The following is a 21929-nucleotide window of genomic DNA, read 5'->3' as shown; positions in this document are numbered from 1 at the left end:
AGGGATGACCGACGCTGTGATCACTTCTCCTCCACTTTTAGCCCTCGACATTGGCGGAACGTCCATGCGGGCGGCCCTGATTCACAACGGCCAGATCACCGAGCGCCGGGAAGCGCCCACGCCCAAACCCAGCACACCCGACACCGTGATTGCCGCTGCCCTCGCGTTGGCCGCGCCACTTTCCGCCCGCGCCGCCGCGCTTGGCGTGGCCTGTGCCGGTGCCGTCGCGGGCGGCAGAGTGACCGCCACCGCCGTCCACACTTTTCCCGGTTGGACAGATGTGGCCCTTGCCGAACGCTTGGGCGCGGGCTTGGGTCTGCCCTGTGCCGCCCTGAACGACGCCCGCGCCGCCGCGTGGGGCGAATGGGCGGCGGGCGCGGGCCGGGGCACACAGGAATTCATGTTCATTACAGTCAGCACAGGCGTGGGCGCGGGGCTGGTGCTGGGCGGGCGGCTGCATCTGGCGGGCAATGGCCTAGACGCTGAACTCGGCTTCGTGAGCGTGCCCGCAGCGTGGCAACCGGGAACAGAGATTCCGCAACTGGGCCAGTTGGGGCCGCTAGAATTTGAAAGCAGCGGTACGGCTCTGGGTGGGCAAGCCCTCCGCTTGGGCTTTGCCGATGCCCGCGCCCTATGCGACGCTGCCGAAGCGGGCAACGCCGAAGCCGAAGCCGTCTACTCCCGTTCGGCAGCCTTGATGGCATGGAAAATTGCGGATAGTGCGGCGTTATTGGGCATCACGCGGGTGGCACTGGGCGGCAGCGTGGGCCTGCGCCCCGGCTACTTGGCGCGGGTGCGGGCCAGCCTCGCCCTCTTTCCAGCCCGTTACCAGCCTGAAATGGTTCACGCCGAACTAGGGGCCGATGCGGGCTTGATCGGGGCGGCTTTGTGGGCTGGCCGAGGTTAAGGAGGACAGCGTCCAAGGATCTAGGGGCTAATCAGTGGTTGGGACAGTTTCCAACTTCTGCCCATCATTACCCAATAACATGGTGTTTTAGCTCCTCCCCCCTAGCGGGGGACTGGGACAGCTCGCCCGCGAGAGGCTGGGAGGGGACAAGCAAGGCGTCCTAGACGACGTTTCTCAATAGCCTGCTTTCATTCGGTAAAAACTGTCCCAACCACAAGTGGAGAGGGCAGAAAGAGGGACTGAATCCCCAACTTTCCCGCCCCCGTAACCGCTTTCACTGTCCAGCTTCGAAACGCGGCAGCAGGTGGCTGAAGCCCAGCACCTCGCACACGAACAGTTGAGTCAATTCCGGGTCGAACTGGCGGCCACTTTCGCGGATCAGGTGTTCTACGGCGTCCTGATAGGGCCACGCGGGTTTGTAGGGGCGCACGCTGGTCAGGGCGTCGAACACGTCCACAATCGCCATAATCCGGGCCACCAGCGGAATCGCCCCTTCGCGCAGGCCCAGCGGGTAGCCGTGACCGTCCCAGCGTTCGTGATGGTGGCGCACGGCATCTACGGTCTGGGCAGGCAAAAAGGGCAGTTCGGCCAACACCTGCACGCCCCACAGCGGATGCTGCAAAATCACTTCGTACTCCAGCGCGTTCAGGGGGCCGGGCTTATGCAAGATTTCTTGAGGCACCCGCGCCTTGCCGATGTCGTGCAGGGCGGCTCCCCAGCGCACGGCCCGGATGTCTTGCGGCTCCAATCCCGCCGCGCCTGCCAACCGCTGAGCAAAATCCACGATCCGGCGAATGTGTTCGGCCTGCCACGCATCTTGGCTCACGCCCAGCAGGTGAATAGCTTCGTCAAGGGCGCGTTCGGTGTGGTTCAGGCGCTCACTGAGATCAAAGGTGCGCTGGGCACTGACCTTCAGCGGTTCTAGGCTTCCCGCGATCATGGGGCCGCGTTCGGCCCAAATGACCCGTACCACATGCTGGGCGCGGCGGGTCAGCAGTTCGGCTTCTTCCAGCACACCCTGCCCGCGCCGCAACGCCGCCGGATAGTGGGCGCGGTCATACCGCAGCCACTCCAGCAGCGGACGGCCCCGCGCCTCCTCGGCCTTGAGGCCCGTCAGGGTTTCCCACGCGCCGCCCACTTCCAAAATCAGGCCCGCCGCGTCCAGCAAGAACAAGGCTTGCGGCTGGGCTTCAAGCATCACCTGCATCAGATTGGCTTCCGTGGCACGCACTTCATGCCTCCCTTGCGGAAGAGCGGCGTCTTCGGCACACAGCGCAGGGGCGTGAGCAAGGGGCTTGCGGAGCGAGGGGTAAGGTGGGAAATCGAGGTCTTCAAACATGAAACGCCTGACGAGAGCAGTGGAATCGACGCTGAACATGACGCTGGGATTGACGGGGACGCCGCCACCGGACAGGTGAGGCAAACGCAAAAAGTCCAGTGGGCATATCTAGAGGTTAAATCATGTGCTGTGAGTAGCCCGTGAGGGAGTCTGACCCGGAATGCAGTAGCTTAGAGACTTGCTGGACATTTGTGATATGACTGCCGCGTTTTGGGCATTAAGACTCGGTGAATTTTGTGCAACAGAGCGCATAACTGGCCGGAGTTTCGGTTCGGCCCATGACCCCAGCTGGCAGTCAGAACGCTCCCGCTTGGTGTCCGGCCTACACAAAGAGGCAGCCTAAGCGGGCGGCTGCGCTAAGGTACTCCACATGCTTCGTGTGTTGTTTGTGGGAGATGTCTACGGTCAACCCGGACGCCGGGTGCTGGCCGCGCACCTCCCCACCTTGCGGGGGCCGGACGGCCTCAAAAACTTTGATTTCATCATTGTGAATATGGAAAACGCGGCGGGCGGCTTCGGCCTGCACCGCGACGCTGCCGAATCCGCGCTACGGGCGGGTGCAGACTGCATGACGCTGGGCAACCACGCTTGGCATCACCGCGATATTCACGCGCTGATGCAAGACGCCGACAGTTACCCCATCGTGCGGCCCCTGAACTACGCCGATCCTGCGACCCCCGGCGTGGGCTGGCGTACCTTTGATGTGCCTACCCGCGTGGACGGCAAGCCCGGCCCCACCGAACGCCTGACGGTCATCAACGTGCTGGGGCGGGTGTTTATGGACGCCGTCGCCAACCCCTTCCGGGCCATAGACGAAGTGCTGGAACGGCCCGACTTGGGCAGCGTATTTGTGGATATTCACGCCGAGGCCACCAGCGAAAAGGCGGCTTTGGCATGGTACCTGGACGGCCGAGTGGCCGCCGTGATCGGCACGCATACGCATGTTCCCACCGCCGACACCCGGATTTTGCCCGGTGGCACGGCGTTTCAGACCGATGCGGGCTTTACCGGGCCGCACGACAGCATCATCGGGGCCGCGCCCGAAGGCCCCATTCAGCGCTTCTTGACCGAGCGCTCTTACCGCTACGCCGTGGCCGAGGGCCGGGCCGAACTGAACGGCGTGGCGCTGGAGTTGCAAGACAACCGCGCCCTAAGCATCGAACGTTACCGTTACCTTGAAGCAGACCACCGGGAGGACGACTATGGGCATTCGCAATGACGTAAATCTGCTGGGGCGCACGCTGGGGCAAGTGCTGAAGGAACAAGAGGGCGAGGCCTTTTTTGATCTGGTGGAACGCACGCGGGCGCTGGTGCGCGAGGTACGCGGCGGCGGCGACGACTCCGAACTGCGGGCGCTGATCGGTGGGCTGAACGAGGCCGATGCGGGCAACCTGACGCGGGCCTTCACGTGGTACTTCCAACTTGTGAATCTGGCCGAGGAATACGAGCGGGTGCGGGTGCTGTCGGGATCGCAGGGCACGCGCCCACAAAGCATAGAGGGCGCACTGGTGGAGCTGAAGGCGCAGGGTGTGAGCGCCGAGGCCGCCGAGAGCTTGCTGGCCCGCCTCGATCTGGGCCTCACGTTTACGGCCCACCCCACCGAAATGCGCCGCCGCACCATTCGCAGCCATCTGGTAGAGGTGGCCCGCGCTATTCCCGACTTGCACAGTCAGGACGAATCGGCGGTGGAGCGCGTGGCCGCCCACGTGGAAGCCATGTGGACGACCCCCGAACTGCGCCGTCTGAAACCCACCGTGCTGGATGAGGTCAAGGGCGGCCTGAATTACGTGACCTCTATTGCACAGGCGCTTCCGGCCCTACAGCGCGACCTTCAGCGGGCCTTCCGTACCGTGTACGGGCGCGAAACGGCGGCCCATGTGCCCCTCAGTTTCAGTTCTTGGATGGGCGGTGACCGTGACGGCAACCCCTTCGTGACGCCGCAGGCCACCCGTGAGGCACTGGAAGTCCACCGGGAACGGGCGCGGGAAGTGCTGCTGGGCGCAATAAAACAGGCCTATGCCGACCTGAGTCAGGAGGGAGCCGGAGAAGGAACCGAGCATGAGTCGGCGGACAGCTACCGCGAGGAATTGCGCGACCTGCACAACGCCGTGCGCGACGGCTTGCCCGTAGAGTTGCTGCCGCGCCTAGAAGCCCTGCGCGAGCGCCTGCACGCCGAGGGCCAGCAGCGCAGCGCCGACCAACTGCTGACGCCTCTGCTGACGGTGGCCCGCGTGTTCGGGCAACATCTGGTGAGCTTGGATGTCCGCGAACACAGCGCCCAAACGGGAGCGGCGGTGGCGGAACTGCTGAAGGCGGCGGGCGTAGAAGCCAACTATTCGGCCCTGCCCGAACACGCCAAGCTGGAACTGCTGACCCGCGAACTGCGCTCTCGCCGCCCGCTGTGGCCTGCGGGAGAAGCCCTGACCGACACGCTGGAAACCGCCATCGGCCCTATTCGGGAGGTGCAGGCGGCGACCCGCTTGGTTGGCCCCCGCGCCTTCGGGCATTACGTGATCAGCATGTCGGAAAGCGTGTCGGACGTGCTGGAGCCGCTGCTGCTGGCCCGCGAAGTCGGCTACGGCATTTTGCCTGTGCCGTTGTTTGAAACGTTGGCCGATCTGGAACGCGCCCCGCAAGTCGTCTGGGAACTTCTCAGCCTGCCCGAATACCGCGCCGTGTTGGGCGACAGCGTGCAGGAAATCATGCTGGGTTACAGCGATTCCAACAAAGACGCGGGATTCTTGGCCGCCAACTGGGCCTTGCACGAGGCGCAGCGCAAAATCAGCGACGTGTGCAGGCGAGCGGGCGTGCGCTGGCGCTTTTTTCATGGGCGCGGCACCAGCATCGGACGTGGGGGCGGGCCTGCCAGCCGGGCCATTTTGGGCCAACCCGCCGGAACCATCGACGCCGGAATCCGCATCACCGAGCAGGGTGAGGCGTTGGCCGACAAATACAGCCACCCCGTCTTGGCCCGCCGCAACCTAGAGCAAGCCCTGTACGGCCTGATGCTGGCCGCCGCCCGACCCGCCCTCGACCCGCCGCAAGAGTGGATGGACGCCCTAGACCGCGCCGCCCGCGTGAGTGCCCGCGCCTACCGCTCCCTCGTAGACGACGCCGACTTCATTCCCTTCTTCGAGCGCGTCACGCCCATTCACGAAATCTCGCGCCTGAATATCGCGTCACGCCCGGTTCGCCGCCCCGGTGCACCCACGCTGGGCAACCTGCGGGCCATTCCGTGGGTCATGAGCTGGACGCAAAACCGCGCCAATTTACCCGGTTGGTACGGCCTGACCGAAGGCATCCGCGAAATAGGAGTGGAGCAGGCCCGCGCCATGTACGCCGACTGGCCGTTCTTCCGCACCGTGCTGGACAACAGCCAAATGAGTCTTGCCAAGAGTGACCCGCTGATTTTTTGCGAGTACCTGACTCTGCTGGACAGCGGCGAAGGCACGGCAGAAGGCAGCGCCCGCCTTGCCGAACACCTGAAGGCCAGTTACCGCGACGCCGTAGAAGCCGTGCAGAGCGTGATCGGCGCGGAACTGCTGGGCAACGAACCCCGCCTGCGCGAAAGCATCGCCCTGCGCAATCCATACATCGACCCGATTCACCGGATTCAGGTAGAACTGCTGCGCCGCGCCCGCGCCACCGAGCACGGCCTAGACGAATACGAACGCCCCCTGCTGCTGAGCTTGCAAGGCGTAGCGGCAGGGGTACGGAACACGGGGTGAGAGCGGCGATTGCTGGCCCGCTCTCAACTTGTGCCGGAGCGGGCCAGCAACCATTTGACTGCCCAGTGTGCAGGCAGGCCGCGCAGTGCGGGCAAGTCGTCCGGGCTGAAAAAAGCCAGTTCTATTCCTTCTATGCCGTCTGCAACAGGGACGCCCTGCCAGTGGGTCACGTGGTACACCGCCGTATAAAAATAGGCTTCGTCTCCGTTGGGCAACCGACGGTGAGGCGTGACAAGCAACTCAAGCAGCTTGGATTCCAGAACTTCTAGCCCTGTCTCCTCCCACACTTCCCGCGTCATGGTGTGCTGCGGCGGCTCCCCCAACTCGCACAGGCCACCGGGCAAGCCCCATACATCACGCCCCACCAACCGCTGCAGGAGCAAGTCCCTATCGTCATTCAGAATGATGCCGACAGCTCCCATCAGATTCACGGGGTTGGTGCCGATCATGCGGCGAAGGTAGGGAATGTAGTCCTGCACGGCGTCAGGGGTCACAGTCGGTTAGAGTAGCCCACCGCCATAAGAGGCGCGTGGGCTGGTTACAAACGGCCCCGGAAACGGATGTTCGTGAACTCGACCCGTTCACCAAAACCGAGTTGCCCTTCCAGAATTCTGGCTCCTAAATACAGCGTGCCATCCCGCACAGCCTGATCCAGAATGGGGTTTTTAAGGATGATAGGCAGTGGCTTATCCGGATTGAGCAGCAGTTCTGTCAGGTATTGACCGCCTCCCGTCCCATCACACAGATACGCCCCGCCATATCCCTCCTGCTTTGCTTCTACAAACGGGCAGTTGGGACTGTGATTCAGGGCGAACAACTGCACCCGCAACTGCTTCGACTCGCCCAGGTAAGTGGCGGCGGCCTCAAAAGTCACATCCCGGTAGGACAATTTAGGAATCTTGAGATATTCCAACTGATTCGAGTTTAGATAGGCAACTTGAGACGCTTGCAGAGCGCCAAGCTCATTGATGACATGAAAATCATTCCCAGTCTGCTCTGGCAGGGGAATGAGACCGCAGGCGGTGAGGAACGGCGCAAGCAAGAGCAGTCGGTTAAGTTTCATAACTGACTTCAATTCTACGTGCAAAGTTTACATTGTATGGCTGCACATCCAGCAACGCCTACAGAGTGGGGGCAACTCTTCCCATCTGCCCCGTGTAAGCTCTAGCCTCATGCCCGCTGCCGATCCGACGCCCAACCCCGCTCCTAACACCCGCGCCCGCGTGCCCGATCTGGCGTGGACGCTGGCACGGGCGCACCTGTCGCGGCGGCGCACCCAGAATGTGCTGACGATTGGGGGCATCGCAGTGGGCGTGATGGTGCTGATTGCCGCGCTGAGCCTCACCAACGGCTTTACGCGCTCGCTCATAGACGCGACGTTGCGGGCCAGTCCACACCTGAGCATCACGTCGTTTACGCCCCAGCCGCGTAGTCCGGCACTGGAAAGGACGATGGCCGCCAACCCAGAAGTGACGGCCCTCACGCCCTTTTTGGCCGATAAAGGGTTGCTGACCCGCCCGGCCAGCGGAGGCCGCAGCGCAGGCGTAGATTTTGCCACCCTGTTCGGCGTGCAGGCGTCGGCGGCAGAGGTGCTTCAACTTCAGCCGGAAGAAGGCAAAGTGTTGGCTGGACTAAAAGACGGCGAGGTGATGCTGGGCGCGTCGTTGGCCCGCAGCGTGGGAGCCTTTGCGGGCGATGAAGTGCGCCTGCTGAATAGCACCCAGCGCCGCGCCACCCTCAAGATGAAAGGCGTGTTCAGCACGGGCAATTACCTGATCGACAGCGCCTACGCGTTTACCAATCTGGGCACGTTGCAAGCCCTCCAGCAGACCGGGAATATCACGGGCTATCAGCTTCGGCTGCGCGACCCGGCCACCGCGCCTGCCGTCGGGTCGGCCCTCACGCGCACGCTGCCCTATTCGGCGCTGCCTTGGCAAAACCTGTACGGCACGTTGCTGGATCAGTTGGCGCTGCAAAAGCGGGTCATCGCCTTCGTGGTCTTTCTGATCGTCATCGTGGCGGCGTTCGGCATTGCCAATGTGCTGACGCTGGCCGTATTCGAGAAAACGCAGGAAATCGCCATTTTGCGAGCCATCGGAGCCACCCGCAGCCTGATTACCCGCGTATTTGTCCTAGAAGGCTTGGTGCTGGGATTTAGCGGCCTCCTGCTGGGAAACCTGCTGGGCCTCGCCATCAGCGCCTACTTTACGGTGCGGCCTTTTCAGCTCCCCGGCGACCTGTATTTCATCACGGCCCTGCCCGTAGAGGTGCGCCTGACCGACCTGCTGTGGGTGAACGCGGTAGGACTGGGAACGACGATGTTGGCGGCCCTGATTCCGGCGCGGCGGGCGGCCAACGTAGAGCCAGCGCGGATTATTCGCTGAAACCCTCCCAAAAGTGACTTGTGCGTCAGGCTCCAGTTATCTTCCTGACGGTGGCCTGAAGCACTATTAACGTTCTGGTCGGGGTTGCTCATAGGGCGTCAACCGGGGGCCACTAGTCTGCTTCTCGGAGGTACCACCCATGAAAAAACTGTTGATGATTCCCGCCGCGTTGCTGCTGAGTACTGCCGCCGCCGCCCCCAAGATCAGCGCCCAAAGCATTATCGTGAACCCTACCCAGCCTGACCTCAGCGTCAGCGTGCGCGTAGACAAGGATCAGAGCGGCAACGCTTCTCCCAACTACCGCGTCAACGAGCCGATCAAAATCAGCACCAGCGTCAACCGTGACGCCTACGTGTACTTGTTCAACCTTGACTCCAGTGGTGAAGTGACCCAGATTTTGCCCAACCGCATTTCTGGTAGCGAAGCCCTCGTGAAAGCCAACACCACCCGCGTTTTCCCCGCTGCTGGCGACAACTTCACCTTCAGCGTCGACGGCCCCATCGGTCTGAACAAGGTGTTGGCCCTCGCCAGCCTGACGCCCCTCGACCTGAACCAGATCAGCTCCTTCAAGACCCAGCAAGACCAGTTTGCGACGGTTGCCGCTCGCGGTCAGGACAAGTTGGCTCAGGCCCTCAGCATCGTCGTGAACCCCTTGCCCCAAAACAGCTGGGTCAGCGACACCGCCTTCTTTAACGTCGTGGGCCAGACGCCCATTCAGACCGGCAGCCTGTTCGTAGGCACCAACGTTTCCGGCAGCACCGTTGTCCTGAACGGCCAGAACCTCGGCGCGGGCAACACCACCTTCAGCAACCTGCGCCCCGGCAGCTACCCTGTGCGTGTGCAGGCCCCCGGCTTCCGCGACTACACCACCACCGTCGCCATCCGTGCAGGCAGCACCACCAACCTGAACGTCGAATTTGCTCAGGTCATCGCCCCCGCCCCCACGCCCGTCAACCAGTTCACCATCGCCATCCGTAGCAACGTCAGCGGCGCACTAGTGTTCGTGGACGGCCGTCAGGCAGGCACCATTCAGAACGGCGGGCTGAACGTAGGCGTCGCTCGTGGCAGCCACGAAATCGTTCTGATCGCCCCCGGCTACGACACGTTCGTCAACACCTACAACGTGCAGCAGAACGGCCAGATCACCATCAACCCTACCCGCTAAACACGGTTTAGGTGGACAAAAGAAGCTCCTCGCCTTCGGGTGGGGGGTTTTTTTGTGGTGTGGTTGGCGGTAAGGTTGAGGGGCAGTCTAAGGGAGGGCAATCGCTTCGCTCACCCCCCTCACCCCGCTGTATTCACAGCGCCCCTCTCCCACAGGGGGCGAGGGCGAAGGGCAAAAGCAGGAAGCTGGGTGTTGCTCCCTCTCCCTTGAGGGGGGAGGGCCGGGGAGGGGGTGAATGAGCAACGCGATTGCCCCTCCTTAGACCCTTAGACGCCCTACCCACGTCATACACCCACATTCCAGCATCTATCCCGGCCCCTGCGTCAGCAGATCGTGCAAAATCCGGGCGGTCATGCCCCAAATATCGTGCCCTTGCCAAGGGTAGCGGTAGAGGGTCACGCGGGTTCCGTCGGGGAGCGTCCGGATCTCGCGCAGCACATGCAGGGCGCGGAGTTCGGCCAACGTGGGCAAGATGATCTGGGCCACTTCTTCAGTGGGCGTCAGGTCAAGCACGGCGGGCACCCGCGCCAGCACAGGGGTCACATGAAACCCGATAGGCGTAAACACGTCGTCGAGTTCGCCCAAGACTTCGGGAAGGTGGGAGGCCAAGCCCACTTCTTCGTCGGCTTCGCGCAGGGCCGCCTGTATGGGCGTTTCACCGGGTTCGAGGCTGCCACCGGGAAAGGCAATCTGGCCCTTGTGGGTCGGCAACTCGCTAGAGCGGACGGTCAGCAGTACGCGGGGATCGGGTTCGCGGGTCAGGGCCACCAGCACGGCGGCGCGGCGGTACTGAGGCAGGTCTAAGGGCCGCCGGGTACGCCCACCCAGCCACACGGCCCAAGGGTCGAGTTGCGCCGCGTCCAGTGGATCAGGTTGGGTCATAGGGCGTCGGGCAGCAAGTCGGGCAAGGCCGCCAACGCCGCGTGTGTGCGGGCACGCAGGGCCACTTCCGGGTCAATGCCCAGCCCACGCGCCCACGCCACCACTGCGGCCAACGCTTCGGCCACGCCTGCTTCGGTGGGCGGCGCAGCTTGCAGGACAGACAGAGCTTCCAAGCGTCCAGCGTCGTCAGGCAGCTTGGGGCGTCCAGCCAGCTTTTGTGCCTGTGTTTCGCGGGCCAAAGCTCCCAGTGCGGCGGGTACGCGGTCAGCGGCGCTGCGTGGTTTGCCGCCTTGCTCGGCGGTCTTGATGGCCTGCCAGTTGGTCAGCACTTCAGCGCTCGTCTCTGCCGTCACGTCCCCGAAGACATGGGGATGGCGGCGCACCAACTTATCGACGATGCTGCGTTCTACATCGGCATAAGCGAACGTGCCCTCTTCCTCGCCAATGACAGAATGAAAAGCCACTTGCAGCAGGACGTCGCCCAGTTCTCCCGCCAGCTCTAAACGGTTGCCGGAAGTCACGGCATCGGCAGCTTCGGCGGCTTCTTCCAGCAAATAGGGCCGCAACGTTTCGTGGGTCTGCTCCTTGTCCCAAGGGCAACCGTCTGGGGCACGCAAGCGGCGCATAATGTCCAGCAATTCCTGCATGGCCCAGTTTAGCCTGCTGAGAGCATTTGTCATGATAATGACCGAGCGGAGCGAGTAAATTTTACCGAGCAGGACGGACTCGAAGAGCTGTGAAGCAGAGAATGGAGTGATCAGAAGGCTTTTTTCTGATGACGTCATTCGGAGAACTGCTCTAGGCTCGCCCGCTTCCGGCTCCGGTCAAAGGTGAGAAGCAACGTGAGCAACCTAACAGAGCAAGGTCACTGCTTTTGCCTGTATCGAACGCCACTTTCTGCCCCTTCACCTCTTCGCCGCCCGCCCATGCCTGATGCGCCCACCTTCACCCTCACGCCCAGTTCACGGTGAGTCAGGCAAGCTGTGATGGAGTAGGGGCATGAAGAACCCGATTTTGTCTTGTACCCTCTTGGCCGCCCTGACGTTGGGAACGGCCAGCGCTGTTACCCCGGTCACCGCCCCCAGTTGGACGAACGCCGGATTGTCGTCGGCCACTTACGTCATTTTGGAACCCCGCGTGGAAGGCAACATCAATCTGGTGGGAGCCGATCAGCGCAAAAGCATTTTGGAAGCCATGAAGCGCGACTCGGCAGGTGCGATTACTCGCCGCTACCCCACCGCCAAAATCGTCACCGACGCGGCTACCCCCGGAGCCATTCTGGTCACACCTACGTTTATTGCCCCTAGAAGCCTCGTGCCTTGGGCCAAACTCGGCGGGCGCTTAGACTTCGAGCTGCCAGGCGGCCAAAAGATGTCGGCACGCGAGGACTTCGGCATCAGCATTTTGCTGCAAAAGCGCTCGGAGTTCGTGAATTATATGTACGACACGGTAGCCAAAAAGCTGCCGTAAACGACAGGGGGTAGGGCTGGGCCAGATAGAGAAGCGGTTTCCTATCTGGCCCAGCCCTACCCGATTTATTGTAAGATTTTCGTGATCTGCATTCCTTTTCTATAAAAAACTCTGCGTAATATGACGCCAATCTTATGACTTTTTTAACACGGCTTGGTTTATTCTCACGATTGAAAGATTTGACTTTCGTATTCGGTACGCTCAATTACACCTATTTGCGGCGCTGTGCTTGGCTCAGTCTGACCAAACGTTGGGGCTGGATTGCTGGGGCGGCCCTCGTCGGATTGATGCTGGGCCTCGCCGTGTCGGTGGCAACCGGGTTACTGGCGGCGGGACTGGGCGCGGTTGTGGTGGCCTTACTCGTGGCCGTCCATTCGGCACTGCGCCACCGCACCGATTGGAAAGCCCGCACCGACAACTCCAGCCCGTTCTTAAAGCGTTCTTAGGCGACCTGCCCCACGCCCTCCTGCCCGCCGTGTTAACGTCCAACCATGACCGAACCGACTCCTGTTCAGACCACCCCGTCCAAAAGCGCTTTTATCACCGGAGCCAGCAAAGGCATCGGCTTGGCTGTGGCGCACGCTCTGGCCGCGCAGGGCTACGGCGTGACCTTAACGAGCCGCAAGGCCGATGAAGTGGAAGCTGCCGCCGCTGCTGTCGGCTCCGGCGCACGCGGCGTCGTGTGTGACGTCAAAGACCCCGCCGCCCTCGTGCGTGAAGTCGAAGCGCATACGGCGGCGTTTGGCAGCCTTGACGTGCTGTTCGTAAATGCGGGCGTGGGCCACTTTGGCAACATCGCTGACCTGAGCATCGAAGAGTGGCAAGACGTGATCGACACCAACCTCAGCGGCGCGTTTTATACCATCAAGGCGGCGATTCCGGCGCTGAAGGAGCGCGGCGGGTACATTTTTACGCTGTCCAGCTTGGCAGGCAAAAACCCCTTTGCAGGCGGCGGAGCCTACAACGCCAGCAAATTCGGCCTGAACGGGCTGTCGGAAGTATTGACGCTGGACTTGCGCGAACACGGCATCAAAGTGACCCAGATCATGCCCGGCAGCGTCGCCACGCACTTTGCAGGCCACACGCCCGACGATCAGAAAGACGCTTGGAAAATTCAGCCGGAAGACATCGCACAGCTCACGGTTGACCTGCTGAACATGCCTGCTCGCACGCTGCCCAGCAAAGTCGAAGTGCGCCCCAGCCGCCCGCCTAAAAAGTAATTTCCCCGACTTCACCCGCTCTGTACCGGAACCGATTGGACTGGTACGGGGCGGGTTTTTAGTTTGAATCCGGCGTTCTTGGAGGTGATCAGAACTGCTTGCTCCCGTCTAAGGGGGATGCAGCAGACCGGGGGGTTGACACGCGGCTCAAATTGGCGCTACGTGTGAACCCCCCCGTTGCTGGCGCAACGCCCCCCCTTAGAGGGGAGGACAACAGCTTTTGCGCTCCCCTTGACTGGTAGAGCCCGCAGGGAGGGGGGCTGGCTGCGCAGCAGACTGGGGGGTCTGCACGAATCCGACCCAAGACTATGCGGCCAGCACGCCTTTCCCACTCAACCCGGCCCCCTCACCACTCACCGTTTCTCCTCCCCAACCGGAATTCATGTCGGCCCTGCTAGAATGCCCCACGTGTACACGAATCGCCGCGCTCATTACGAGTACGAGTTGCTAGAGCGCTTCGAGGCGGGCATCAGTCTGACCGGAAGCGAGGTCAAGAGCATCAGGGCGGGCGGAGTGGATTTCCGCGACGCCTTTGCTCGCCTGACCAATGGAAATGTAGAACTGGAAGGGCTGTATATTCCGGTGTATACGCAGGCCACCTACAACAACCACGAACCTCGCCGCACCCGCCGCCTGCTGCTGCACCGCCAAGAAATCATGAAAATGAAAAAGCAGCTGGAGCAAAAGGGCCTGACGCTGGTGCCTACGCGCCTGTATGCCAAAGGCCGGGTTTTTAAGATAGAACTGGCGCTGGCTCGCGGCAAACAACTGCACGACAAACGCCGTGCTGAAGCTGAGAAAACGGTGCGCCGGGAACTGCGGAGCCTGTGAGTTTCTCTGTTGCTCCCAAGCATTGGCGGCCCTTGTTACTCTCGGCGGCGCTGCTGTGTGCGGGCATTGCCGGGGCGCAGGTGGCCCTCACGCGCCTCAATCTGGCCGGGGCGCAGGTGCAGAGCATCGGGCTGTACGGGGCCGAATATGCCAGCCGCGATGTGCTGAGCCGCCTGCTGACCATCAACCAAGACGGCAGTTTGGTGCGCGTGGAAGGCTACGGCCACACGCTGCTGCTGCCCATAGACGAAGACAATCAGCGGGCCACCACCGCCTTCAATACCGTTCAGCTCGATACTTTGCGGGTCACGGGGCGCACCGCTACCTTTGTCAACGGAACGCTGTATTTGCCGCTGGATACACTGGCGAGGGGACTGGGAGCCAGCTACGAACTCGGCAATTTCCGGGTGGCCGCGCCCAATTTGCAGGGCGTCAGCAGCCGCGCCGGGAAGGATTCAGATCGCTTGGTGCTTGACCTGACACGCGACGTAGCCTTTAAGGACGAACTGCGCGGCACCACCGTGCAAGTCACGCTGAGCGGCCTAAAGGGCGAGGCGAGGCGCTACACCACGCGGGGCGCGTTCGTGCCTGCCGCCGAAGTGAAGGCGCAGGGCAACGATTTGGTGCTCAGTTTTCCCTTGCCCCCCGGCAGCGGCTACCGCGTGTACCGGGTGGTCAGGCCGGGTGGAGCGCGGGTAGTCATCGACGCTGGGCCAGGCATTCCCCGGAATACGGTGGCCCTGCTTGACCGGATTTCGCGGCCCCTGATCGTGATAGACCCCGCCCGCGTAGACGGATTGGGGCGCGACGTGACGCTGGACGTGGCCCGCCGCGCCGCCGAACTGCTGGCAAAGGCGGGCTGGCAAGTCAAGTTGACGCGGGAAACGGGCAGCGCCCTCGGCCTGAATGAAAAGCTGACGCTGGCCCGCCAAAGCGACGTGTTTTTAGCTCTCGATTTGGGACGCTTTCCCGGTACGGGGCGCGGCGGCGTCACCGTGTACGAGCAGACCGGGCGGGCCAGCGCCCAAATCGTGAACACCTTGCGGGCCGGAACCACGCCGCCTTACGGCTCATTGGTGGTGGGCGGTTCGGGCGGCAGCCGACGCCTCAGCGAGTTGTTACGCGGCGAACTGCGCGGCGGCGGCGTAACCGCCAAACAAGACAGCGTGTCGCGCCTGCTGACGCTGGGTGAGGCTCCTCAAGCCGCTCTCCTGCTGGAACTGGGCTGGACAGGCAACGCCGCCGACCGCGCCAACTTGGGCACCGAAGCCCGCTTGCAGGCGATGGGCGTAGCACTGGCCCGCAGCGTAGCCACTTACCTGACGGCCCGTGCCAACAACGCGAGTCAGTTGGGCGCGGCAGGTCAAGCAGCGCAGGGAGCCACGCAGTGAACGCCATCAAACGTCTGTTTTCCTTGTTCAATGTGGTCACGCTGCTGCTGCTGATCGCCGCTTATACGGCTTACCAAACGGTGCAAAAACCGCCCGCCAAGCCCGACGCGCCCAAATTGCAACTGGCCCAGCAGCGCGACGTGAAGGTCAAGGTGTATTACAGCGACGCCCAAGTCCAGAGCATGAAGGCCGAAACCCGCACCGTGCAGGTCACGCAGGAAAACCCCGGCGCGTTGGCTCAGGCGGCGCTGAACGCATGGGCGGGCGGGCCAAGCGCGGCGGGCAATCTGGCTGTGGTACCCAAAGGCACAGCCGCCCCCCGCGTGTACATTCGCGGCGCTCACTACTTTGTAGACCTGCCCAGCGCTTACCTAAACCTGAAATATGGCAGCGGCGGCCACCTGATGTTGCTGTGTACCCTCACGCGCACCTTGCTGGAAACGCGGGGCGCGGACGTGACCTTTTTGGTGAATGGTCAAGATGTAGAGACACTAGGTCAGCTTGATCTGCGTGAGGCGTTTACGCGGCAAGACTGCGCCGATCAATAAGAGTGCGCCGATCAGTAGAGATTGGCTGTGGCGCATAAGTTCTGATGCTTAGGCTATAAGCCTGTTCCGCCGCCAGATCCCTAGAGGAAGTCACCCTTGACCTTCCTTAGACCCTTCGACTCTCGCCCCTTAGACTGACGCCTCCAACCCCCTTCACTGATGACCCTATCCCCTACTGCCCAATCACACATCCTGCAAGCCATCACTTTGCAGGGGTTCAAGTCGTTTGCCGACCGCACGCGGCTGGAATTTGGGCCGGGCGTGTCGGCGGTCATCGGGCCAAACGGCAGCGGCAAAAGCAATGTGGTAGAGGCTATTCGCTGGGCCACACACGGAGCGCGGGCGCGGGAATTGCGGGCGGGGCGGGGCAGCGAACTGATCTTTCACGGGAGCGGCGGCAAGGCTCCGCTGGGACTGGCCGAAGTGGGGCTGGAGTTGCACACGCCGGAAGGCCGCGTGAATTTGCTGCGCCGGGTCTACCGCGACGGCACGGGCGAGCAGGATTTACAGGGCCGCCCGGTGCGTGCCCGCGACGTGCAAGCTGCGCTGCGGGGCACAGGATTAGGGCCGGGAGGACTGGCAGTGATCGGGCAGGGCGAAGTGAGCGGCGTGGTACAAGCCGAGGGCCGAACACTGCTGGGCTACGTGCAGGAAGCGGCGGGCCTGTCACGGGCGGTCACGGCGCGGCAAGAAACGGAAGGCCGATTGCGCGAAGCCGATACGCACTTGGAGCGCCTGCGCCTGCTGCTGAATGAACGAGAAACCGCCCTGAAGCGCCTGAGCCGCGCCGCCGAGGATGCCCGCACGCACCACGCCCTGAGCCTGCGCGTGCTGACGCTGGAAGACGCGGTGAGACGTGAACGGCAAGACGCCCTGAGACGTGAGATTGCGGGGGCCAGCGCCGATGCCGCCGCCGCCGAAGCCCGCAGCACCGCCCTAGCTACCGAAGTGCAGACTGCCGCCCTAGCCGTAGAAACTGCCCGCGACGCTGCCCAAGCCGCCCGCGCCCGCCGCGATGCTTTTGCTGGGGCGCTGGATGCTCTGCGGGCCGCCCGCGACGCCCACGCGCAGGCCGAACGTTACCGCGCCCATTTGCAAAATGAGGCAGAGGCACTGACCGCCGAACGTGCCAGTTTGCCCACCGCGCCGCCCCCCGAAGCCGCCCCAAATTTGGTCGCCTTGACCGCTGTAGCCGCCGCTGCCCGTACCGAGGCCGAAACCGCCGAACGCCGCGCCCGCATGCTGGACACCGACCTGACCCGCGCCCGCGCCGCCGCTGCACAGGCCGCCGAAACTGCTGCCCGCGCCGATGCGAGTGCCGGAACGTTGCGGGCCGAACTGGAACGCGCCGAGGGCAATTTAGAAACCGCACAGGCAGCGTTGGCGGCGGCAGCAGAACGCCTCAGCGCCGCTACAGTTGCCCGCCAGCACACCGAAACTGCCTTTTCAGAATTAGCAACCACGAGAGCCGACGCCCAGAACCATGCCCGCCACTTAGAGGCCGAGCTGGGCCGCGTGAAGGCCAGTGTCGCGCCCCTGCGCCGCGAGCGCGAGCGGCTGGAACACACCCTGAACAGCTACGCCCGCTACGGTGAGGGCGCACGCAACGCCCTGCGGCTGGATCATCCCGGCATCGTGGGATCGGTGGCCGACCTGCTGACCGTGCCCGCCGAATACGAAGTGGCCCTCGGTGCAGCGCTGGGGCGGCGGCTGGAACAGATCGTGGTGAACCGGGGCGAGGATGCCCGCGAGATCATCGAGGAGCTGAAGCGTAGCGGGGGGCGGGCGACCTTTTTGCCGCTGGACTTGATACGCGCACGCCCCCGCCGGGATGCCGCTCTGCTGAGGGAAACGGGCGTGCGCGGCAACTTGGCCGACCTCTGCCCCACCGATCCGCCGCTGGTGGGCGAGGCGATTCTGGCCGATACCCTGATCATGGACACCCTGCGCGACGCCAACCGCATTGCCCGCACGCACCAAAACCGCCCGCGCCTCGTCACGCTGGAGGGCGAGGTGGTGGAACCCGGCGGGGCCATAACCGGGGGCCGTCTGCGCGATACGGGGACGGGCGTGTTGACCGATCAGCGGCGGTTTCAGGAGCTGGACGCGGAATTGGAAGACGCTGACCGGGTGGGGGGCAAGCTGGAGGCTGAACTGGGGCGGGTTAAGGCCGGACTGGAGGCCAGTGCCGCGCAGCACAGCGAATTGCAGCAAGCCCGCGAAGCCGCCATGCAGGAAGAACGGAACGCCGAACGCCGCGTGACCGAACTGGACGCCCAAACTCGCAGCTTAGCCACTCACCGTGACCGACTGCTGGGCCGACTCGCGCCTCAGCCCCCTGTGCCCACCTCTCCCCCACCCACTACCGCCGACCCGGACGCGCTGGAAGCTGACCTGCACGCCGCCCGCCACGCTGCCGAAACGGGCCGGGCCGCCGAACGGGAGGCGCTGGAAGCCCTTGCCTTGGCCCGCGAACTGGACGCCGCGTGGCGGGCCTACCACGCCGCTACCACCCGCGCCACCGAACTGAATGCCCGCCTGCACGCCAACGCCGAGGCCACCCGTACCCAAGAAACGCACCTGCTGGCCGCCGCCGCTGAGGTGGGCCGCCGCGAAGCCGCGTTGGGCACGCTGGACGAAGGAGAATTGGCCCGCGCCGACGCCTCCCGCGAAGCCGCAGCGTTGGCCTACGCCAACATCATTGCCGAGCAGAACAAGGTGCGAACCCGCCTAGACGACCTGCGCGTGCTGATGGCGCGGCGTGAGGGCAGCCTCGAACCGTTGCCTGACGGCTGCACGCCCCCCGGCACGCCCCGCGAATGGGCAGCAGAGTTGGCCCGCGCCCGAGCCGACCTGACCGGACTGGGGCCAGTCAACGCCCGCGCCGAAGCTGACCACGCCGGAGAATCGGCAGAACTGGAACGCCTGCGGGCCGAGTTGCACGACGCCGAGAACGCAGGGGCCGAATTGCGTGCCCACCTCTCGGAACTGGAAGAATTGGAAAACACCGCCACCCGCGCCGCCTTTGACCGAGTAAACGCCGCCTTCCGCGAGTACTCCACCGAATTGTTGGGCGGCATAGGCGAACTGGAACCCGAACGCAACGAGGCCGGAAGGTTGGTGGGCCTGCGCTTGGCGGTGCAACCCAAGGGCAAGCGCACCCGCTCCATGACCCTACTCAGCGCCGGAGAACGCACGATGGCGGGGCTGGGATTCCTGTTCGCGCTGAACCACGCGGGCGGCGAATCGGGCATGGGCGGCCTGCCTTTGGCCGTGCTGGACGAGGTAGACGCGCCACTGGACGAAGCCAACATCCGCCGCTTCACCGCCTTCCTGAAACTGTTTGCCGAGCGGGGCGCACAGTTTTTGCTGGTCACTCACCAGAAGGCGACGATGGAAGTGGCGCAGGCGCTCTGGGGCGTGACCACCGACGCGAGTGGGGCGAGCCGGGTGCTGAGTATCAAGCAGACGGAGGACGCACGGGCGGGGTGAAGCGTGAGCTGAGGGCCGCCAAGACTAAACTTTGTGAGTGGTCAGTGTGACAGGCGTGCTGGATGCGTCATGCACACGTTCAGGCAGTACAAGAATTTCTACAAGATCAAGACCTTGTGGGGCCACTTCGCTGTACCCACCCCATTTGGCCTAAGCCACTTGCAGTAAGGCGGCGGCCCCACCCATGTGCCATCCTGCGCCATGAACACCCACACCCCCCAGCAAGCCGTCACCGAATTCCTGACGCTCTGGCAGGCCGGGGCGTATAACGAAATGGCCCGCCTACTGCCCAAGCAGGGCACACCGCTGAAAAAACAACCTGTGGGCAAGGTGCGCCAAACGTACCGGGTACGAACGTTGCAGACCTTTGTGGTGCTGGCCGCCGCCGACACCGACCCAGCCGCTGCCAACGTAGATGTGCAACTGATCTACGCCGAAGCGGGAGAACTGCATTTCAAACGCTGGCGCTTCCGCATGGTGCACTTTGGCAAGGGGGAACATCCAGTGCCGCGCAACAAAGCGCAGGGCCGCTGGAAGCCGCAAGCCACGTATCTGTTGCCCGATCCGCCTGCTTTGCGGGCGTAAGAGTTGGATGACGGCGTGGCGGCAGGTCTAAGGGTCTAAGGTCTGAGGGTCTAAGGCAGGGCAATCGCGTTGCTCATTCACCCCCTCTGCGGGCGCAGCTCTGCGAGTCCCAGCCTCCCCCCTCAAAGGTGAGGAGCTAACACCCACGACACCTCCACTCCACAACGTTCCCGCCCAAGTCCGTGTGAGGCCGTCATCCGCGCCGCGGGTGGGCCAATTCCAGTGTCAAGACGACTGGCAATTCCGCTTCAGGTGAAGGATTTAGCCGAGTCAAAATTCGACAAGATCAATCCTCCTCAGCGGAGCGCCGCTCCCCCTACCCGGTGGGGTAGGGGGCTGGGGGGTGGGGCAAAACCGTGAGACAAGCCCCAAAACCCCCAATCCAACGCCCTATTTCAAAGCAAACGCCGCCGCATCCCGCCCCGGCAGACTTAGGTGCAAAAATCCCCCGCTGACGCTGACCTTGGCATCTTGCCCCGCGAAGAGGCTGCGGGTGGCTGCCAAATTCCCCACCGTCAACCCCAGCGCCGAGAGTCGAATGGAATACGACTGACGGGCTTTACCGTTGTGCCACGCGGCCAACACAGGTTCGCCGTTCAGTTCTCGGGTAAACAAGAGCAAGTCACTCTCCAGCTTCAGAGGCACGGGCAACAGCTTTTGCGCCCCCCGGCTCAGAGATGGACTGGCCTTACGCGCAGTGATGGCGTCGCGGGCCACCTCGAAGACACTGCGTTCGGCGGGCGTCCAATCGGCTTCGAAGCGCATGTCGCGGCGGTTGTCTGGGTCGGTGCCGCCGCGCATGGCGATCTCGGTGCCTTGCCAGATCACAGGCACGCCGCGCAGGGTCATCAGCGCCCGCAGGCCGTATTTGGTGCGGGCCTGTCCATCGTCTTCAAACAGAGTGCCGTTGGCAAAACGCGGCACGTCATGGTTGTCCAAAAACAGGGCCACTTCGCCGGGCCGCTGGAGTTCGTCTGCCCGCGCCAGCACCCCGGCCACCCGGTCAAGCCCCTGCCCGCTCATGATGGCGTCGCGCATGGCGGCCTGAAGACTGAACAAGAACAGGCTGTCAAATCCGGCCTTCTGCCACTCGGCCACCGTGCCCGTATCGGCGTCGTACCACTCGCCCAATGTCCATGTTCCGGCGGCGCGGTCTTTTGCCAGTAGCGTGTTCAGAAATGGCCGCTCGACATGCTTGATCGCGTCGTACCGGAAGGCATCTACGCCCCGCTTGCGCCAAAAATCGGCAGCGCCAAACAACACTGCCTGAACCTCTGGGCTGGACTGTTTGAGATCAGGCAGACCCGCCAACGCGCAGTCCACGTCCTTGTTGGTCGTCGCGGCGCACTCGGCTTCTCCGTTAAACCATGCGGGCTGTTGTTTCACCACGTCGGCAGCGTACCCGTAATGGTTGATGACCTGATCGAGTACCACGCGCATTCCGGCCTTCTGGGTGGCCCCGATCAGGGTATCGAAGTCGTTCAGCGTCCCAAAATGCGGGTCTACGTCCTGAAAGTCGGCAGGCCAGTAGCCGTGATAGGCCGCCGTTTCAAAGGAATTGCCGGACTGCTGACGGTAAATGGGCGTCATCCAGAGGGCCGTCGCGCCCAACTGCTGAATGTAGGGCAGCTTGGCGGTCAGTCCGCGCAGGTCGCCGCCGTGCCACGCACGCGGATTGGCCCGGTCTACGCCAGCATTGTTGGCGGTGTTGCCATCGGCAAAGCGGTCAGGCATGACCTGATAGATGATCTGGCCCTCGAAACTGGGCTGGGGGGCAGCAGTTTGGGCCGTTGCCAGCGCACTTAAGAGGGCTGATACCAGCAGCGTCCGCCGCGCCACAGAAAAACTGAGGCCCGCAAGAGGCCGCGAGTATAGAAACTGCTTGGGCATAGGTCATGGTACCGCCTGCGCCGGAAAGCCAGAACTTTAGCCTTACAGTGATCAACGAATAGCCAACAAAAATGACCTGCCCCAAATAGGACAGGTC

At 63.3% G+C, this 21929-nt stretch carries 19 protein-coding genes; 13 read left to right on the top strand and 6 right to left on the bottom strand.

The window, feature by feature from the left end; genetic code table 11:
* Positions 1–4 precede the first annotated feature (4 nt).
* Entirely contained in the window at positions 5–907 is a 903-nt protein-coding gene (locus tag E7T06_RS00920; RefSeq protein ID WP_136363957.1) for an ROK family protein, read from the top strand.
* 274 nt (positions 908–1181) lie between these two features.
* Here E7T06_RS00920 and E7T06_RS00915 read toward each other — a convergent pair whose 3' ends face one another.
* Positions 1182–2336: an HD domain-containing phosphohydrolase gene (locus E7T06_RS00915; RefSeq protein ID WP_240740780.1), complete on the bottom strand. Its 1155-nt coding sequence runs from the start codon at positions 2334–2336 to the stop codon at positions 1182–1184.
* A 280-nt stretch (positions 2337–2616) separates the two neighbouring features.
* Here E7T06_RS00915 and E7T06_RS00910 point away from each other — a divergent pair, with 280 nt between their 5' ends.
* Positions 2617–3465, top strand: a complete 849-nt coding sequence (locus E7T06_RS00910; RefSeq protein WP_136363956.1) for a TIGR00282 family metallophosphoesterase — start codon at positions 2617–2619, stop codon at positions 3463–3465.
* Positions 3449–5974, top strand: a complete 2526-nt coding sequence (locus E7T06_RS00905; RefSeq protein WP_136363955.1) for a phosphoenolpyruvate carboxylase — start codon at positions 3449–3451, stop codon at positions 5972–5974. The genes E7T06_RS00910 and E7T06_RS00905 overlap by 17 nt, the downstream gene beginning before the upstream one ends.
* Positions 5975–5997: 23 nt before the next feature.
* Here the strand turns inward: E7T06_RS00905 and E7T06_RS00900 are convergent, their stop codons facing one another.
* Together E7T06_RS00900 and E7T06_RS00895 are read right to left on the bottom strand one after the other, a co-directional pair.
* Positions 5998–6468: an NUDIX domain-containing protein gene (locus E7T06_RS00900; RefSeq protein ID WP_240740779.1), complete on the bottom strand. Its 471-nt coding sequence runs from the start codon at positions 6466–6468 to the stop codon at positions 5998–6000.
* Positions 6469–6512: 44 nt separating this feature from the next.
* Positions 6513–7061 (bottom strand): hypothetical protein, encoded by a 549-nt coding sequence (locus E7T06_RS00895; protein WP_136363954.1) that lies wholly within the window; start codon positions 7059–7061, stop codon positions 6513–6515.
* A gap of 85 nt (positions 7062–7146) precedes the next feature.
* Between E7T06_RS00895 and E7T06_RS00890 the strand changes: the two genes are divergently transcribed.
* Together E7T06_RS00890 and E7T06_RS00885 are read left to right on the top strand one after the other, a co-directional pair.
* On the top strand, positions 7147–8358 hold the full coding sequence (locus E7T06_RS00890) for an ABC transporter permease (protein WP_168733310.1): 1212 nt from the start codon (positions 7147–7149) through the stop codon (positions 8356–8358).
* A 139-nt stretch (positions 8359–8497) separates the two neighbouring features.
* On the top strand, positions 8498–9523 hold the full coding sequence (locus E7T06_RS00885; protein ID WP_136363953.1) for a PEGA domain-containing protein: 1026 nt from the start codon (positions 8498–8500) through the stop codon (positions 9521–9523).
* 306 nt (positions 9524–9829) lie between these two features.
* On the opposite strand, the gene E7T06_RS00880 is transcribed toward E7T06_RS00885, so the two are convergent.
* Together E7T06_RS00880 and E7T06_RS00875 are read right to left on the bottom strand one after the other, a co-directional pair.
* A complete protein-coding gene (locus tag E7T06_RS00880; protein ID WP_136363952.1) occupies positions 9830–10405 on the bottom strand; it encodes a CoA pyrophosphatase in 576 nt (191 codons plus the stop codon).
* Positions 10402–11052: a MazG family protein gene (locus E7T06_RS00875; protein WP_136363951.1), complete on the bottom strand. Its 651-nt coding sequence runs from the start codon at positions 11050–11052 to the stop codon at positions 10402–10404. The genes E7T06_RS00880 and E7T06_RS00875 overlap by 4 nt, the downstream gene beginning before the upstream one ends.
* A gap of 352 nt (positions 11053–11404) precedes the next feature.
* Between E7T06_RS00875 and E7T06_RS00870 the strand changes: the two genes are divergently transcribed.
* From E7T06_RS00870 to E7T06_RS00835, 8 genes are all read left to right on the top strand, one after another.
* Entirely contained in the window at positions 11405–11875 is a 471-nt protein-coding gene (locus tag E7T06_RS00870; protein ID WP_136363950.1) for a hypothetical protein, read from the top strand.
* 170 nt (positions 11876–12045) lie between these two features.
* On the top strand, positions 12046–12321 hold the full coding sequence (locus E7T06_RS00865; RefSeq protein ID WP_136363949.1) for a hypothetical protein: 276 nt from the start codon (positions 12046–12048) through the stop codon (positions 12319–12321).
* Between the two features lie 45 nt (positions 12322–12366).
* On the top strand, positions 12367–13095 hold the full coding sequence (locus tag E7T06_RS00860) for an SDR family oxidoreductase (RefSeq protein ID WP_136363948.1): 729 nt from the start codon (positions 12367–12369) through the stop codon (positions 13093–13095).
* Between the two features lie 399 nt (positions 13096–13494).
* A complete protein-coding gene (gene smpB / locus E7T06_RS00855; RefSeq protein WP_136363947.1) occupies positions 13495–13926 on the top strand; it encodes an SsrA-binding protein SmpB in 432 nt (143 codons plus the stop codon).
* Positions 13923–15317 (top strand): N-acetylmuramoyl-L-alanine amidase, encoded by a 1395-nt coding sequence (locus E7T06_RS00850; protein WP_136363946.1) that lies wholly within the window; start codon positions 13923–13925, stop codon positions 15315–15317. Before smpB ends, E7T06_RS00850 begins: the two co-directional genes overlap by 4 nt.
* Before the next feature lie 5 nt (positions 15318–15322).
* Entirely contained in the window at positions 15323–15865 is a 543-nt protein-coding gene (locus E7T06_RS00845) for a GerMN domain-containing protein (protein WP_168733314.1), read from the top strand.
* Positions 15866–16024: 159 nt separating this feature from the next.
* A complete protein-coding gene (locus E7T06_RS00840) occupies positions 16025–19357 on the top strand; it encodes a chromosome segregation SMC family protein (RefSeq protein ID WP_240740778.1) in 3333 nt (1110 codons plus the stop codon).
* 201 nt (positions 19358–19558) lie between these two features.
* On the top strand, positions 19559–19942 hold the full coding sequence (locus E7T06_RS00835) for a hypothetical protein (protein ID WP_136363944.1): 384 nt from the start codon (positions 19559–19561) through the stop codon (positions 19940–19942).
* Positions 19943–20332: 390 nt separating this feature from the next.
* Here the strand turns inward: E7T06_RS00835 and E7T06_RS00830 are convergent, their stop codons facing one another.
* A complete protein-coding gene (locus E7T06_RS00830; protein ID WP_240740777.1) occupies positions 20333–21832 on the bottom strand; it encodes an alpha-amylase family glycosyl hydrolase in 1500 nt (499 codons plus the stop codon).
* Positions 21833–21929: the final 97 nt, after the last annotated feature.

The organism is Deinococcus sp. Arct2-2 (assembly GCF_004801315.1).
In the GTDB taxonomy this organism is placed as follows: Bacteria; Deinococcota; Deinococci; order Deinococcales; family Deinococcaceae; genus Deinococcus.
Note: the sequence above shows the minus strand (reverse complement) of the source record. Positions and strands in the feature narration are given on the sequence as shown.

Coding starts and splice junctions, on each gene's coding strand:
- E7T06_RS00920 (WP_136363957.1), top strand. CDS start 5: ATGACCGACGCTGTGATCACTTCTCCTCCACTTTTAGCCCTCGACATT.
- E7T06_RS00905 (WP_136363955.1), top strand. CDS start 3,449: ATGGGCATTCGCAATGACGTAAATCTGCTGGGGCGCACGCTGGGGCAA.
- E7T06_RS00860 (WP_136363948.1), top strand. CDS start 12,367: ATGACCGAACCGACTCCTGTTCAGACCACCCCGTCCAAAAGCGCTTTT.
- E7T06_RS00875 (WP_136363951.1), bottom strand. CDS start 11,052: ATGCAGGAATTGCTGGACATTATGCGCCGCTTGCGTGCCCCAGACGGT.
- E7T06_RS00880 (WP_136363952.1), bottom strand. CDS start 10,405: ATGACCCAACCTGATCCACTGGACGCGGCGCAACTCGACCCTTGGGCC.
- E7T06_RS00910 (WP_136363956.1), top strand. CDS start 2,617: ATGCTTCGTGTGTTGTTTGTGGGAGATGTCTACGGTCAACCCGGACGC.
- E7T06_RS00840 (WP_240740778.1), top strand. CDS start 16,025: ATGACCCTATCCCCTACTGCCCAATCACACATCCTGCAAGCCATCACT.
- E7T06_RS00870 (WP_136363950.1), top strand. CDS start 11,405: ATGAAGAACCCGATTTTGTCTTGTACCCTCTTGGCCGCCCTGACGTTG.
- smpB (WP_136363947.1), top strand. CDS start 13,495: ATGCCCCACGTGTACACGAATCGCCGCGCTCATTACGAGTACGAGTTG.
- E7T06_RS00835 (WP_136363944.1), top strand. CDS start 19,559: ATGAACACCCACACCCCCCAGCAAGCCGTCACCGAATTCCTGACGCTC.
- E7T06_RS00830 (WP_240740777.1), bottom strand. CDS start 21,832: ATGCCCAAGCAGTTTCTATACTCGCGGCCTCTTGCGGGCCTCAGTTTT.
- E7T06_RS00890 (WP_168733310.1), top strand. CDS start 7,147: ATGCCCGCTGCCGATCCGACGCCCAACCCCGCTCCTAACACCCGCGCC.
- E7T06_RS00885 (WP_136363953.1), top strand. CDS start 8,498: ATGAAAAAACTGTTGATGATTCCCGCCGCGTTGCTGCTGAGTACTGCC.